This window comes from Aliiruegeria haliotis (assembly GCF_003003255.1).
Taxonomy (GTDB): domain Bacteria; phylum Pseudomonadota; class Alphaproteobacteria; order Rhodobacterales; family Rhodobacteraceae; genus Tropicimonas; species Tropicimonas haliotis.
Map to the genome: position 1 here is coordinate 98,625 of NZ_PVTD01000011.1, position 14,785 is coordinate 113,409.

Annotated in this window: 13 protein-coding genes; 5 read left to right on the top strand and 8 right to left on the bottom strand. The window is 62.9% G+C overall.

Annotated features, from left to right (window positions below; translation table 11 throughout):
• Positions 1–45: 45 nt before the first annotated feature.
• Positions 46–2,301, bottom strand: a complete 2,256-nt coding sequence (pflB, locus tag CLV78_RS19890) for a formate C-acetyltransferase (RefSeq protein WP_106207333.1) — start codon at positions 2,299–2,301, stop codon at positions 46–48.
• A 360-nt stretch (positions 2,302–2,661) separates the two neighbouring features.
• On the bottom strand, positions 2,662–3,636 hold the full coding sequence (locus tag CLV78_RS19895; RefSeq protein ID WP_158263616.1) for an NUDIX domain-containing protein: 975 nt from the start codon (positions 3,634–3,636) through the stop codon (positions 2,662–2,664).
• A 120-nt stretch (positions 3,637–3,756) separates the two neighbouring features.
• Here CLV78_RS19895 and CLV78_RS19900 point away from each other — a divergent pair, with 120 nt between their 5' ends.
• From CLV78_RS19900 to CLV78_RS19920, 5 genes are all read left to right on the top strand, one after another.
• On the top strand, positions 3,757–4,251 hold the full coding sequence (locus CLV78_RS19900; protein WP_245925198.1) for an NUDIX domain-containing protein: 495 nt from the start codon (positions 3,757–3,759) through the stop codon (positions 4,249–4,251).
• Between the two features lie 25 nt (positions 4,252–4,276).
• The gene (locus tag CLV78_RS19905) at positions 4,277–5,872 is read left to right on the top strand and encodes an aminoglycoside phosphotransferase family protein (RefSeq protein ID WP_245925199.1); all 1,596 of its coding nucleotides are present in this window, start codon (positions 4,277–4,279) and stop codon (positions 5,870–5,872) included.
• Positions 5,865–6,749 (top strand): GAK system ATP-grasp enzyme, encoded by an 885-nt coding sequence (locus CLV78_RS19910; RefSeq protein WP_106207339.1) that lies wholly within the window; start codon positions 5,865–5,867, stop codon positions 6,747–6,749. The genes CLV78_RS19905 and CLV78_RS19910 overlap by 8 nt, the downstream gene beginning before the upstream one ends.
• On the top strand, positions 6,746–7,834 hold the full coding sequence (locus CLV78_RS19915; RefSeq protein WP_106207341.1) for an HprK-related kinase B: 1,089 nt from the start codon (positions 6,746–6,748) through the stop codon (positions 7,832–7,834). The genes CLV78_RS19910 and CLV78_RS19915 overlap by 4 nt, the downstream gene beginning before the upstream one ends.
• A 652-nt stretch (positions 7,835–8,486) precedes the next feature.
• Positions 8,487–8,753, top strand: coding sequence for an amphi-Trp domain-containing protein (locus tag CLV78_RS19920; protein ID WP_106207343.1), 267 nt, complete (start codon positions 8,487–8,489; stop codon positions 8,751–8,753).
• A 21-nt stretch (positions 8,754–8,774) separates the two neighbouring features.
• On the opposite strand, the gene rbsK is transcribed toward CLV78_RS19920, so the two are convergent.
• The 6 genes from rbsK to rbsD all read right to left on the bottom strand — a co-directional run bounded on the left by rbsK (position 8,775) and on the right by rbsD (position 14,751).
• On the bottom strand, positions 8,775–9,689 hold the full coding sequence (rbsK, locus tag CLV78_RS19925) for a ribokinase (protein WP_106207345.1): 915 nt from the start codon (positions 9,687–9,689) through the stop codon (positions 8,775–8,777).
• 40 nt (positions 9,690–9,729) lie between these two features.
• Positions 9,730–10,722, bottom strand: coding sequence for a LacI family DNA-binding transcriptional regulator (locus tag CLV78_RS19930; RefSeq protein ID WP_106207347.1), 993 nt, complete (start codon positions 10,720–10,722; stop codon positions 9,730–9,732).
• A gap of 66 nt (positions 10,723–10,788) precedes the next feature.
• The gene (rbsB, locus tag CLV78_RS19935) at positions 10,789–11,670 is read right to left on the bottom strand and encodes a ribose ABC transporter substrate-binding protein RbsB (RefSeq protein WP_106207349.1); all 882 of its coding nucleotides are present in this window, start codon (positions 11,668–11,670) and stop codon (positions 10,789–10,791) included.
• Between the two features lie 34 nt (positions 11,671–11,704).
• A complete protein-coding gene (rbsC, locus tag CLV78_RS19940; RefSeq protein WP_106207351.1) occupies positions 11,705–12,652 on the bottom strand; it encodes a ribose ABC transporter permease in 948 nt (315 codons plus the stop codon).
• 154 nt (positions 12,653–12,806) lie between these two features.
• Positions 12,807–14,312, bottom strand: a complete 1,506-nt coding sequence (locus CLV78_RS19945; protein ID WP_106207353.1) for a sugar ABC transporter ATP-binding protein — start codon at positions 14,310–14,312, stop codon at positions 12,807–12,809.
• Positions 14,313–14,328: 16 nt separating this feature from the next.
• Complete coding sequence (gene rbsD, locus CLV78_RS19950; protein ID WP_106207419.1) at positions 14,329–14,751, bottom strand: D-ribose pyranase; 423 nt, start codon at positions 14,749–14,751, stop codon at positions 14,329–14,331.
• Between the last annotated feature and the right edge of the window lie 34 nt (positions 14,752–14,785).

Sequence of the window (14,785 nt, forward strand, 5' to 3'; positions counted from 1 at the left end):
GATTCAAACGGGGCGCCCGAAAGCGCCCCCGCCCTTGCTCTTGTCTTACATTGCGTTGTGGAACGTGCGGCTGATCACGTCGAGTTGCTGCTCTCGGGTCAGCTTCACGAAGTTCACGGCATAGCCGGAGACGCGGACCGTCAGCTGCGGGTGCTCCTCTGGGTGATCCATCGCGTGCAGCAGCGTTTCGCGGCCAAGCATGTTGATGTTCACATGGAACCCGCCGGCATCGATATAGCCGTCGAGGACATTCGCAAGGTTTCGCACCTGCTCCCCCTCGGTGTGGCCCATCGAGTCCGGGGTGGCCGATGCAGTCCAGCTGATGCCGTCCTTGGCGTAGTCGTAGGGTAGCTTTGCAACGCTGGCACCAGCAGCGACGAAACCGTTCTTGTCACGGCCGTTCATCGGGTTGGCGCCGGGCGCAAAAGGTTCGCCAGCCTCGCGGCCGTCCGGGGTCGCGCCGGTCTTCTTGCCATAGACCACGTTGGACGTGATCGTCAGCACCGATTGCGTGGGCATCGAGTTGCGGTAGAAGTGCGGTTGGGCGGCGACCTTCTCCATGAATGCCTGTGTCAGCCAGACGGCGATCTCGTCGACACGGTCGTCGTTGTTGCCGAAGGCCGGGTAGTCGCCCGCGATCTCATAGTTGACGGCCAGGCCATCCTCGTTGCGCAGAACCTTGACGGTCGAATACTTGATCGCTGCCAGAGAATCCGCCGCGATCGACAGGCCCGCGATACCGCACGCCATGGTGCGCAGGATTTCGCGGTCATGCAGCGCCATCTCGATCCGCTCGTAGGCGTATTTGTCGTGCATGTAGTGGATACAGTTCAGCGCCTTGACGTAGGTCTTTGCCAGCCAGTCCATCGCCTTGTCGAACTTGGCGACGACTTCGTCATAGTCCAGCACATCCGCCGTAATCGGCTCGAGGCCGGGAGCGATCATCGTGCCGGACTTCTCGTCCACACCGCCGTTGATCGCATAGAGTAGAGCCTTTGCGAGGTTGGCGCGGGCGCCGAAGAACTGCATCTGCTTGCCGATCGCCATGGCCGAGACGCAGCAGGCAATGCCGTAATCGTCCCCCCATTTGGCACGCATCAGGTCATCGTTCTCGTACTGGATCGCGGACGTGTCCTTCGACACCTTGGCGCAGAAATCCTTGAAACCGCGTGGCAGGTCGACAGACCACAGCACCGTCAGGTTCGGCTCCGGCGCCGGGCCGAGGTTATAGAGGGTGTGAAGCATCCGCATGGCGTTCTTGGTCACCAGCGTGCGGCCATCGGTGCCCATGCCACCCAGCGCCTCGGTCACCCAGGTTGGATCGCCGGAGAAAAGCTCATCGTAATCCGGGGTGCGCAGGAAGCGAACGATCCGAAGCTTGATGACCATGTCGTCCATCATCTCCTGGGCTTCGCTCTCGGTCAGAACACCGCGTTCGAAGTCCCGCTCGATATAGATGTCGAGGAAGGTCGAGATCCGACCGATCGACATCGCGGCGCCGTTCTGTTCCTTAACGGCGGCGAGATATGCCAGGTAGGTAAACTGGATCGCTTCGCGTGCGGAACCGGCGGGCCTCGACATGTCGATGCCGTACTTCATGCCCATCTCACGCAACTCGTCCAACGCACGGTATTGCTCCATGAGCTCTTCGCGATCGCGCAGGACGTCTTCGCTGAAAACCGCGTCGTCAAGCTGGTGATGCTCACGCAGCTTCTCTTCCTTGAGGGCATCGATGCCGTAGAGCGCCACGCGGCGATAGTCGCCGATGATCCGCCCGCGACCATAGGCATCCGGAAGGCCGGTGATCACGCCCGACTTGCGACAGGCGATGATGTCGGGGGAATAGACGTCAAAAACACCCTGGTTGTGGCTCTTGCGATACTTGGTCCAGACCTCATGCACGGTGGCGTCGGTGTCGAACCCGTAGGCTTTCAGCCCGTTTTCGACCATGCGCAACCCACCGTTCGGCATGATGGCGCGCTTGAGCGGGGCATCGGTCTGAAGCCCGACAATAATTTCAAGCTCCTTGTTGATGTAGCCGGCGTCATGAGCCGTGATCGACGAGGGCTTGTCTGCGGAGACATCGAGAACGCCAACTTCACGTTCTTTCTTGAGCAGGACCGACAGTTCTTCCCAGAGCGCCTTCGTCCGGTCGGTTGGCCCGGCCAGGAAACTGTCGTCACCCTCGTAGGGCGTGTAGTTTTCCTGAATGAAACCGCGCACGTCGATTGTGGTGCGCCAGGTACCGGCCGAAAAGCCGTCCCACGGATCTTTGAGCGGAGAATGGGTCATGACGTTCATTTGCAGCTCCTGCAATCGGATGGCGCGGGAGGGAGGGGCCCCGCGGACAGAATTCGGTAGCAACGGGATCGGGTCAACGCCGTGCGGCAGTCTGGTTCCGATCCCGGAGAGATCGTGGCTCGATCCCCCTGCTGTGCTTCAATATGGCCTTTCTCCTTCTACAATCAATTGGCCCGCCAAGTGCAGAAATTTGGAAAATTATTCAAAAACAATTGCTTGCCTGTGGGCCATTTTCGGCAATGCGCTGGAAGCATGAGTAACGAAGTGTCACGCATAGGTCGGAATGCGATCAGATCGTGCGCAACGAACGGATATTGCTCTTGCCGCGGGCGCTGCGACGCATTGTGTCAAGGCGGGACCTTACGTCAACTTGCCGCCAGCTTCGCCCATTCGAGCGGCGAAATCGGCGACGAGCCGCTTCAGCCCGGCGTGCTTCAACCGCGCGAGTGCCTGTTCCGGCGTGACCCACAGGCGGTGCCGGTGGTTCTCGTCCCAGGCATCGTCATCAAGGATCCGCGTAACGCGCATCGCATAGGTCGTCACCATACAGGTGGCGCCCCATTTTGCGACGTCGAAGCGCCCCAACGGCGTCTCTTCCACCTCTCCGAAGATGCCGGCCTCTTCCTCCGCTTCCCGGGCGGCGGAGGCCTGTGCAGAGGCGCCCGGTTCGTGAATGCCCTTGGGCACGACCCAGTGGTTGCGCTTGCTTGAGGTGATGACGAGGATCTGCAACCTGCCATCGGCGAACCGATATGGCACGACAGCGGATTGCCGATAGTAATAGGCTGGTCTGTCGCGCCATTCTGTCCCCCCCGGCCCCGGAAAGGGAAATCTCTTCGGCAAGTCCTGCTGCCGAACGAACCGAAGATCCTGCGCGGCGGCCATTCCAAGGCCCTCAGCACCGTCGGAAAGCAGGAGGTGAACAAGCGTACCGGACTTGAGGTCCAGCCGGCTCCGCCTGTCGCCGGTCAGGTGCCGCACAAGACCCTCCAGCCCCGCCCGGTGCCCCACAAGCATGAGCGGCGCGCTACTCGCACCAAACCTTTCGCCCAGCAGCGCCAGGTGCGCGTCGGCCCTGTCCGGCCCAAGCCGATCGTCCAGCACAATGCCCCCTGCCCCGACACCTGCCGCCTTGAGGGTTTTCTGGGCGGTGACAAACGCCCGTTCCGCCGGAGAGCTGATCACCACAGTGGGCAGCAGCCCGTTCCCAGCCAGCCAGACCCCGATCCGTTGCGCCTGTCGCTTGCCGCGATCCTTCAGCGGTCGCGCCAGATCCGGCCCCGCGTGACCGGAAACGGCCTTGCCGTGCCGCAGAAGAAGAAGATCCCGGGGCATCATCCGCCCTTCGTGTTGTGAATCGCCCTGACCGCCACACTATACCCGCCGCCCGGAGGTTCGCCATTGCGGGCGCGGGCCTTGTCTGACACGCTGATGCGCGAAACGTCGGGACCTGCCATGAATCTGTTCCGTTTCCCGACCAGAACAGACCGGACCATGCCCGAACGCCGCTTTCAAGCTCCCATCCGTCCGACCGTCCGGGCCGTCATCCGGCGGGATGATCGGATCCTGGTTCAGGTAAAGCAGAAGCCCGGTTCAACGCCCTACCTGACACTGCCGGGTGGTAAGCAGGAGCCGGGAGAGACGCTGGTGGAATGCCTGAAACGGGAGTGCCTTGAGGAGATCGCCGCCCAAGTAAAGGTTGGACCACTCCTCCATGTTGCGGAGGTCTTCAAGCCCAAGGTCGACGGAGTGCGCCACCAGCTTGAGGTGCTCTTTGCCTGCGATCTGGTGGGGCGATACACGCCACGGATGGGACCGCGGCCGGACCCGTCCCAGATTGCCACCGAATGGGTGTCTCTGTCCGCGCGGGCCACGGAATTCAGACCCGGGTTCGCAAAGGCGCTCACAACACCAAGCGCCCCCCAATACCTGGGGGTGTTCGATGGCTAGGCTGCCCCGCGCAATCGGAGAAAACTTGCATTTCCTCTGCGCTGAGCTCGACGGCCAGCTTGCCGGCCTGCAATCCTATTTCGAGGCGCCGGCCACAGGTGTCGCCCAGAAGGTAATCCTGCGGGCCGGGTATTCGGACAACCTCCGCGCCCGGGTGCACAACGCGAGCCAACGGGGACTTTCCGCGCGCAAACTTGGCCAGTCTCAGCGCATGTTGCTACAGAACATGGACATGGTCGGGCGGAACCTCGACATGATCAGCCGCCTTGCCCGCCGCAGCCTGATCCATGCCGAAGACGTCCAGCGCAAGGAAATGCTGCGCCCCGAGGTCTATCCCAAGGCCATCAAGAGTGTACGGCGTTCCATTGCCGATATTCTGCCCGCAATCGAGGCCTCCGAAAGCAAGCTCGCCGTGGCAATCGGACAGAGCAAGGGGCGGCTGGACGACCTCTATGACCAGGTCTTTCGCACCTACACGCGCGACATGCGCAAGTCGAAACAGACCGAGGACCTTGCCAACAGCCTGCTTGCCGCCAACGAGCTGCGCCGCATGGGCGACGCGCTGCAAAGCATATCCGAGGGGATCCTTTCGGTGAACATCGGCCAGTCGGTGCAGTTCGAACGGTACTTCACCCTGCGCAGCATTCTCTCCAGGACAGACGCCAACAACGACGATCTGGAACTCGAACCGCTGGCCGAAACCCGGTCCGGCGGCGCAATCTCATCCGTGAAGTCGCGCAACGAGTCCGTCGACGCGGTCTTCAAGGATGGTGCCTTGCAAAAGGTCCGGGAAGAACGCGCCGGGGTGAAATCCTGGCATTCGATCTATCCCGGCCTCGCGCCAAAGATCCTCTCCTATGAGAAACGTGGCCAGTCCGCAGCACTGCTGATCGAACACCTCCCCGGGAGAACCTTCGAGCATATCCTGCTCAACGAGAGCGACCTGCACGTTTCGGAAGCGCAACGGGCGCTCACGAAAACACTTCGTGACATCTGGAAACGCACCCGCACCGACGAGCCGGCCGACATGGGCTCGATGGTGCAGCTCGCCCGGCGCATGAAAGACGTTCGCCGGGTGCATCCGGATTTTGGCGCTGGCGCGAGCCAACTCGGCGAGGTGGATCTGCCGTCGTTCGACACGCTGGTCGCCCGCGCCAACAAGCGAGAGCGCGCCCTCAAGGCGCCTTTCTCGGTGCACATCCACGGCGACTTCAACCTCGACAACGTGATCTACGACCCGGTCGAGAAAAAGATCCGCTTCATCGACCTGCATCGCTCCCGCTACATGGACTATGTGCAAGACGTCTCGGTCTTCATGGTGTCCAACTACCGGTTGCAGATCCAGGATGGCCCGATCCGCAGCCGGATCGCCGGCGTGGTGTGCGACTTTCATGGCATGGTGGCGAAATTCGCGCGCAGCCAGAAGGACAGGACTTTCGAATACCGGCTGGCGCTCGGACTGGCGCGCAGCTTCGCCACCTCGACCCGGTTCATCTTTGACAGGGCCCATGCACGGCGCATGTTCCTACGGTCCCGGTTCCTGCTGGAGCAGGCGCTCAGCTGCCCGCCGGGCAAGGAAGAGCGTTTCAAACTGCCGATCAGGGAGCTGTTCAGTGACTGAACTGAAGATCGGGGTGGTTGGTATCCCCGGCAAATGGTCCACCGAAGCACTGGCCGACGCGGTGGAGGCACGCACGGGGTTCCGGCTTGTGATCGACATGGGGCGGGTCACCATGGACCTCGCCAACGGGGCGTTGCATTATGAGGGCACGAACCTCTGCACGCTCGACGCGCTTATCGTCAAGAAGATCCACGAGGTCTACAGCCCCCACGTTCTTGACCGGCTGGAGATGTTGCGATTTGCCGAAACGCGCGGGGTGAGGTTGTTTTCGCGACCCGAGGCGATCCTGCGGCTGATCGACCGGCTTGCCTGCACGGTCTCTTTGACAGCAGCCGGGATGCCAATGCCCCCGACCCGCGTGACCGAAGATCCGGCAGCCGCCCTTCAGGCCGCGAAGGACTTTGGCACTGCCGTTTTCAAGCCGCTCTATTCCACCAAGGCGCGGGGGATGACCCTGATCGAAGGCACAAATCCGGATGCCACGGCGCAGATCGCTCGTTTCGCGGCCGTAAACCCGGTGATGTATATCCAGCAAAAGGCCGACCTCTCGGGGCAGGACCTCGGGATGGTTTTCCTCGGTGGCGAGTATGTCTGCACCTACGCCCGCGTTTCCCAGAGCGACACCTGGAACACCACGATCCATTCGGGTGGCAGATATGAAGCGTACGAGCCTGACCCAGAGTTGATAGATTTGGCGCGGCGGGCGCAGGCGCCGTTCGGATTGACCTTCACGACGGTCGATGTCGCTCTTACGGCGGACGGCCCAATCGTGTTCGAGGTTTCCGCGTTCGGAGGGTATCGCGGGGTCAGGGAAGGCTGCGGGCTCGATGCGGCAGCCCTGGTGACCGATCACGTGATCGCGGAGGTAACCCGATGACACCGCGAACCGTTGCCGAAATCCTCGCGCGGCTCGACCTGTCGCCACTCCACACGACCGTGCCGCTTTTCCTCGAAGTGGGCCATCTCCGTGCCGAGATCCGGTGCAACGAGCCTCTGCGCAGCGAGCTGGAGGTGTATTTTGCCGACGTCCTTGCTGCTCCCGGGACCGTCAACACGACGGTCGAAGTGCTGGACGGGCAACAGCTCGATCCGGCGCCGCGCTTTGTCGATTGGGCGCGGGAACCGGGAAAGGCAGGCCGGAAGGACGCGATACTGGACCTCTGCAACGCCCGATTGATCCACAAGGTCCGCACCGGCGTGACCTTCCTGCAGAGCGCGGATCGGGCCATCGCCTTTGGACCGACAGCACAAAACCCAAATCAAGTCATTAATTTCGTCAACACGCAGTTGCTGAACATCTGCCAGCGCGACGGTTGGCAGATCTGCCATGCGGCAGCGGCTACGAACGGCACCCGGACACTGGCCATCGCCGGCCTGTCCGGGGGAGGAAAATCCACGGCGGTCCTGCATATGATGGACCGGCCGGCGGTCTCCTTCGTGACCAACGACAGGCTGCTGGTACGTGCGGGAACACCGGTGCCAGAGGGGCTCGGCATTGCCAAGATGCCGCGTATCAACCCCGGAACGATCCTGCACAATCCCCGCCTCCACCCTCTCCTGAGCGCGACCCGACGCGCAGCGCTCGACGCTCTGCCAAGCGAAGAGCTTTGGCACCTGGAAGAGAAGTATGACCTCCCGATCCGGCGCATCTATGGGGCCGACCGCATCCGCCTTTCCGCTCCGCTCACCCATATCTGGGTGCTGAACTGGGCGCGGAATGGCGACACCCCCACGCGGATCTCCCCGGTTCTGCTGGAAGAACGCCCCGATCTTCTTGCCGCGATCATGAAGAGCCCCGGGCCCTTCTACCAGAAACCGGACGGCCGGTTCCTTCGCGACATCGAGCAGCCAGAACCCGAGGCCTACCTGTCGGCGCTCGCAGGGGTTGCCGTCTCGGAGGTCACCGGAGGGATCGATTTCGATGCGCTCCAACATGCGGGCGCAGGCGTGTTCGGGAGCTGACAGGACCGCGCATGGCGCCGCCGGCACCCGCTGTGGACCCCGCCAAAGGCCTGCGCAACCGGTCGGTTTCGTGTCGGATCCGCATGCCGGTCGTGACAGCGCCCCTGTCGCGGCGCGGGTAGTCCGGCGACAACTGGTTCAGATCCTTTCCGAAGCAGGCCGCCCCGTACCTCGTGCCGAACGCGATCCGGAAGGCGATGAGACAGCGTCGAACACTGATCCGCGCATTCTGGTTGCCGCATTGGATCACTGCCATTGCTCCAAGGGTGAATCGAAAAGGAAAATCCGCGAGTTTCCTGCCGGAGACAGGACCGGCGTCGCGAACCGCCGCTCTCGCGAGGAGGTGCGCTTGCACCCTTTGGCGCTCTGCTTCGACTCCGTGTCCAACCTGCCGCGCTCGGCGTAGCGCGCTGCGCGAGGCACGCTTGCCACGGTCTCGGCACAAGCAACACTGACTGTCAGATACTGACCACGAAGTATTTGCCCCACCTCTGGGGGAAGCGTGACGCCGGGCCGCACATGCCGACAGTACGGTGGCTTGACGGGGATCGGCACTGGGGCCACGCTCGCATTTCCATGCGGGGCTGTCTTTTGACGATCCCCGCGCCAAGCACTTCAGCCCCAAGCGGCACATCTGGGAGGCAGATCCGGCGTGAAAACTGACGGCAAGTTCCGGCACGAATCCCTGCAATCGCGAAAGACGATCAAGGCACTTCTGGAATCGATCACCAAGGGGCTCGGCAAGGGTGAGTTGACGCTTTCGGACGAGGACGGCGCGATCACTCTGGAACCCGACGGGCTCTTGACACTGCGCATCCGGGCAGAGCGCGCCGAAGGCAATTGCCGACTGGACCTGCGCGTCACGTGGAGCGAGGACGCGGATCCCCCCAAGAGCAAGGGCGCGCCGAAAATCAGCTGACCGAAGCGCAGCGACTCCATCCTACCCCATGAGCGCCCGCACCTCCGGCAAAGTGGGCGCGGAGCTGGAAGCGCCCGCTTTCGTCGTCGACAACGCACCACAGGCCGCGGCGAAGCGGATCGCATCGCCCATGCTCGCCCCATCGTTCAGCGCGTAGGCCAGACCGCCGTTGAAGCAGTCGCCGGCCGCGACGGTGTCGATGCTCTCGACCTCGAATGGCGGAATGAACCCTCCGCCGTCGGCATCCTGGTAGCAGACCCCGGCCGCGCCGAGCTTGACCACCGCCGCGTGGACACCTGCGGCGCGCATCATCGCCGCCGCGCGCGCGGCATCTTCCGGGGTCCGGGGACGCAACCCGACCAGCAGTTCGGTCTCCGTTTCATTGGGCGTCACGACATCGACTCGCGCCAGAATCTCTGGTGGCAGCCCCCCGTCCGGTGCTGGCGCCGGGTCGAGGATCACACGCCCGCCATGCGCGCGGACAATGTCGGCAGCCGCAAGACCGGCCTCCAGCGGAATCTCCAGTTGCAGCAGCAAGACCGAGGTCGCCTCGAACACGTCACGCGCACGCTCCACGTCACTGACGTCTATGGCCATGTTTGCCCCGCCAACGACGGTGATGCAGTTCTGGGCCTCGGCATCGACGCCGATCACGGCGATGCCGGTCTCCACACCCGCGTCGGTGCGAATGTCGCCGGTGGATAGCCCTGCACCGGACAGGTCGGCCAGCGCCCGCTGGCCGAAGGTATCCTCCCCGACGCGCCCCACAAGGCGTGTCTGCGCCCCGAGGCGCGCGGCGGCGACGGCCTGGTTGCAGCCCTTGCCACCAAGCCCGATCGCATAGCGATCCCCGTGGAGCGTCTCACCCGGGCGTGGCAGGCGCGTGGCATAGGTCGTCAGGTCGATATTGATGCTGCCGAATACAGTGATCGTCATGGCACCTCGCGGTGGTTGGCGCACGGGGGCCGCACGGCGTCTAGCGCACGGATTCCCGCACGACGAGTTCGGGTTTCTTCTGGATGACATCGGGCAGGCCAATGCCGGACTCGAGGTTCCGGATCAGGATCTCCGCCGCCTCAAGACCGAGATTGAACCCGGGTTGCCGGATCGTGGTCAGGCCCGGCTGCAGGTAGGAGGCGATTTCGAGATCGTCGTATCCTATGATGGAAATGTCGCCGGGAACGGCCAGGCCTTCTTCCGCCACGGCCTTGTAGGCGCCCATTGCCATGAGGTCGTTGAAGGCAAAAAGCGCATCCGGCAGAGCGCCACGTTCGATCAACGCCCGCATGGCCTCGTACCCACCGCGGGCGGACAGCTCGCCGGCCGCCACCAATCCCGGGTCCAGCGAAAGGCCGGCCTGCGCGAGCCCATCGCGGAAGCCAGAAAGGCGGTCGTCCGACCGTGTGTGCCTCTCTGGGCCGGACAGGCAACCGATCCGGCGGTGCCCCCGCCCGGCGAGGTACTCGGCCGCCAACCGGCCGCCGAGGATGGAATCGTCGCCAATGGCGCAGGCATGCGGCATCGGGTCGGAATCCAGAACCGCGCGCGGCAGGTTCGTAAGCCGGTCCAGTTCCGACTGAAAATCGGGGTCGCGGTTGACCGTCATGACCACCAGCGCGTCGATGCGTTTCTGCATCAGCGTCTTGAGGTAGCTTCGCTGCCGCCCCGGCTGATCGCCGGCATTGCACAGGATCAGGCTGTAGCCGGCCTGAAAACACCCCTCCTCGACGCCGCTGACGATCTCCGCAAAAAACGGGTTGGTGCTGGAGGTGACAAGCATGCCGATGGTTCGGGTGCGATTGCTCTTGAGCGCACGCGCGAGGTAGCTGGGCTCGTAGCCGAGGTCATCGACTGCCTTCTCCACCGCGGAGCGCGTGTCGGGCGCCACGAAGCGTGTCTTGTTGATGACATGCGAGACCGTAGAGACGGAAACGCCCGCAGCCTTTGCGACATCCTTGATACTGACCATGTCATCCCGCTTTCGGTGCGGGGAAGCAACCGTGCCGCTCCCCCGCATTCACTTGAGTATTGGAGCTTACTTCTGGATCAGCTGCAGGGGAACCGGTGTGTACTCCGGAACCTCTTCGCCTTTCAGGATCTTGTCGGCGGTCTCGACGCCGAGCGCACCGATCATTCCGGCCTGCTGGGCCACGGTCGCCAACATGGTGCCCTCGTTCACGGCTGCAACAGCGTCATCGGTGCCGTCGAAGCCTATCACGAGGATGTCGCGTTTCGCGGACTCGATGGCCTTGATCGCACCAAGCGCCATCTCGTCATTGTGGGCAAAGACCACGTCGACCTCAGGCTGCGCCTGCAGGATGTTCTCCATGACGTTGAGCCCCTTGGTACGGTCGAAATCGGCCGCCTGGGAGGCGACGATTTCCAGCCCGTCGACGGCGTCAATTCCCTTGTTGAATCCCTCGCCCCGATCACGGGCTGCGGAGGTACCGGGCACACCCTGCAATTCCACGACCTTGCCGGCGCCCGACAGAGTGGTGTTCACCAGTTCGGCAGCCATCTCGCCGCCCTGCACGTTGTCTGAAGCGACGTGGGAGACCACTTCACCGCCCGAGGCACCCCGGTCGAGTGTCACCACCGGCACATCCTTGCGGTTGGCGGCCCGAATGGCACTGCGCACGGCGTCAGAATCAGTGGGGTTGATCATCAGGAGCTTGACGTCCTTGTTGAGCACGTCTTCGACGGCAGCCAGTTCCTTGGCCGGATCGTTCTGGCTGTCGAGCACGAGCAGCTCGTAGCCCAGTTCGGAGGCCTTGCCTTCGGCGCCTTCCTTAAGGGTCACGAAGAACGGGTTGTTCAGGGTCGATACCACCAGTGCCAGCGTATCCGCAGCAAAGGTCGGGGCGGTGGTGCCGAGAAGCATCGCAGTGGCGGTTGCCAGGCCAAGCAGCTTTTTCATGACATTTCTCCTCCAGGTCATGGTCGTATGGGGTTTATTTCGAGGTAGCCTTGCTGCGGCCATCGAGGACCACGGCAAGCAGGATGACAGCGCCCTTTGCAATCATCTGGTAGTAGGACGAGACATCCATGATGTTCAGCGCGTTGTTGAGCACGCCGATGATGAGGGCACCGATCAGGGTGCCCGTTATTCGCCCGCGCCCACCGGCAAGCGAGGTCCCGCCGAGCACGACAGCGGCGATCGCGTCAAGCTCGTAGGCCAGGCCGGCCGTGGGCTGGGCGGATTCGAGGCGGGCCGTCAGGATGATGCCCGCAAGTGCCGAGAGCGCACCGGAAATGGCGTAGACGATCACCTTCACCCGCGCGACGTTGACCCCGGCCAGCAAGGCGACCTGCTCGTTGCCCCCGATGGCATAGACGTAACGGCCAAGTCGGGTGAAGTTCAGCACGTACCAACAGACGAGGAATGCAAGCGCGGCGATGATGACCGGGATCGGAATGCCCGCCACATAGCCGCCCCCCACCTCGTAGAAACTGTTGGCAACGTCGAAGTTCCCCGTCGAGATCGGGCGCCCATCGGTGTAGACCAGCACCAGCCCGCGCACCATGGTCATGGCGACCAGCGTTGCGATGAAGGCCTGAACCCCGAAGAAGGCAACGATACTGCCCGACGCCGCGCCCAGCGCCGCGCCGATGACGATCGTGGTCAGCAACGCGACGATGAGTGGCGTGTCGGCCGCGATCATCGAGGCACAGACCGCACCGGCGAAGGCCAGGATCGAACCGACAGAGAGGTCGATACCCGCCGTGAGGATCACAAACGTCATCCCCATGGCGATGACCGCGTTGATCGAGGTTTGCCGAAGGATGTTCAGCAGGTTGTCGACGGTCAGGAAACTCGGCGAATAGAGCGATACCGCTGCCATCAGCACGATCAGGCCGATCAGCGGGATGTTCTCCGTGGCGAATTGCTTTACTTTCATTTCGCTGTTTCCTCCGGGAAATCGACCGTCAGGTGTTTGCTGGTTGGCGTTCCGCCCGTGACGGCGCCGGGGGCGCTCGCCTTCGAACCCACTGCCTGTTCAACGGTGGACGGGGTATGTGTGGTGAAACCTGGTGGTGTGAACCGGTCGGGATTCATGGCGCAACGCCCTCCGTCAAACCGGCGACCGTACAGCGCATGATCTCCTCCTGATCGGCCTCGTCACGGGCGAAGCTGCCGGTCAGCAACCCGTTCGACATGACCAGGATGCGGTCGGAGATCCCGAGGAGTTCCGGCATGTCCGAGGACATCAGCAGGATACAGAGCCCCTGCGCCTTCAACTCGTTGATGAGCGTGTAGATCTCCCGCTTTGCGCCCACATCGACCCCCCGCGTCGGCTCATCGAGGATCAGGATGCGCGGTTGCGGCACCAGCGACTTGGCAATGGATACCTTTTGCTGATTCCCCCCCGATAGCTGGGAGACGATGGCATCGATCCCATGGGTCTTGATCGAGAACGCGTTGATGTACTCGGTGATTTCCCTGCGCTCGGTGCGTTTGTCGATGTGCCCGGTCTTTCCGGTAAACCGGAATAGTCCCGTCAGCGCCATGTTCTGCCGCAGCCCGTGCGCCTGGATCAGCCCTTCGAGCTTGCGATCCTCGGTGACGTATCCGATGCCGGCGAGCACGCCGGAGCGAGGCGTGCGCAATCGCATCTCCTGCCCGTCGATCTCGATGCGCCCGGATTTGGCGGGGTTGGCGCCATAGATCGCCTTTCCAAGCTCCGTGCGCCCTGCCCCCACCAGCCCTGCGAAACCGACGACCTCTCCGGCCCGGGCCTCGAACGAGACCTCCCGAACACCCCTGGCAACCAGATTCTCCACCTTCAGCCGGACATCGGCCGGCGCGGCAGGCATATACGGGTATTGGTCGGAAAGCTCGCGCCCCACCATGTGACGGATCAGGCCATCCTCGTCGATCTCGCTGACCGGCCCCTGGTGAATCATCGCGCCATCCCGCAGAACCGCAACGTCATCGCACATCGCGAAAATCTCACCCAACCTGTGGGAAATGAAGACAAGTCCCTTCCCCTCGGCGCGGAGGTGATCGACCACATCGAAGAGGATCTTCGTCTCAACATCGGTGAGCGAGTCCGTCGGCTCGTCCATGATGATCACTTCGGCATTCATCGAGAGCGCGCGGGCGATCTCCACCATCTGTTGCTGGGCAATGGAGAGCTTTCCGGTCTCCGTTCGCGGGTCGATGTCCTGCTTGAGCTGTTTCAGCCAATGGCGGGAATCGCGCTCGATCTGCCCCCAAAGGATGCGCCCCGTGCCATCCACCGGTTCGCGCCCGAGGAAGATGTTCTCGCCGACACTAAGCGCAGGCAGCAGGTTGAGCTCCTGGTGAATCATGCCGATTCCGGCATCCATGGATTGGCGCGCATTGGTGAAGCGAACATCCTCGCCGCGATAGCGCATCGTTCCGGCATCGCGCCCGTAGATCCCGGTGATGATCTTCATCAGCGTCGATTTTCCGGCGCCGTTCTCCCCGGCGAGGGCCACGACGCGTCCGGCCTCGACGGTGAAGTCGACACCTTTCAGAACCTGCACCGCGCCGAATGCTTTGTCGACCGACCGCAGTTCGAGAAGAGCTGTCATCGCACGTCCTTTCCCGTCATCCGAAGGTCACGCCGGAATGAAGAATGATGTTGGCATAGGGGGTCACGTCGCCTGTCCGGACCACGGCACGGCTCCGGGCCGTCTGCACCTTGAAGGTTTCGTGCGGCACATGATCGATCGCAATCGTGTTCCCCTGCAAGTCCTGTAGCGCGGCAAGCAGGTTCCGGATCTGCTCGTAGAGGGCCGGCTGCGTGTCCCGAAGCTCCTCAGCGACGGTCACACGTTCCACGAAGAGTTCCCCCGTCGTGGCTTCCAGCACGTCAAGGAATGCCGGCAATCCCTGCGTGACGGCCAGATCGATGCGCTCGGGCCCTGCGGGAATGGGCAGGCCGGCGTCACCGATGCACAGGGTATCCGTGTGGCCCATAAGGGCAACGGCGCGGGCAATAGGGGCGTTCAGCAGAACAGCCTTTCGCATGATCTCCTCCATCATGTGGCTGCGATTCGTCTAT

Bases quoted from the DNA above. Each gene is read 5' to 3' on its own strand.
- pflB (WP_106207333.1), bottom strand. From the start codon at position 2,301: ATGAACGTCATGACCCATTCTCCGCTCAAAGATCCGTGGGACGGCTTT.
- CLV78_RS19895 (WP_158263616.1), bottom strand. From the start codon at position 3,636: ATGCCCCGGGATCTTCTTCTTCTGCGGCACGGCAAGGCCGTTTCCGGT.
- CLV78_RS19900 (WP_245925198.1), top strand. From the start codon at position 3,757: ATGAATCTGTTCCGTTTCCCGACCAGAACAGACCGGACCATGCCCGAA.
- CLV78_RS19915 (WP_106207341.1), top strand. From the start codon at position 6,746: ATGACACCGCGAACCGTTGCCGAAATCCTCGCGCGGCTCGACCTGTCG.
- rbsK (WP_106207345.1), bottom strand. From the start codon at position 9,689: ATGACGATCACTGTATTCGGCAGCATCAATATCGACCTGACGACCTAT.
- CLV78_RS19930 (WP_106207347.1), bottom strand. From the start codon at position 10,722: ATGGTCAGTATCAAGGATGTCGCAAAGGCTGCGGGCGTTTCCGTCTCT.
- rbsB (WP_106207349.1), bottom strand. From the start codon at position 11,670: ATGAAAAAGCTGCTTGGCCTGGCAACCGCCACTGCGATGCTTCTCGGC.
- rbsC (WP_106207351.1), bottom strand. From the start codon at position 12,652: ATGAAAGTAAAGCAATTCGCCACGGAGAACATCCCGCTGATCGGCCTG.
- CLV78_RS19945 (WP_106207353.1), bottom strand. From the start codon at position 14,312: ATGACAGCTCTTCTCGAACTGCGGTCGGTCGACAAAGCATTCGGCGCG.
- rbsD (WP_106207419.1), bottom strand. From the start codon at position 14,751: ATGCGAAAGGCTGTTCTGCTGAACGCCCCTATTGCCCGCGCCGTTGCC.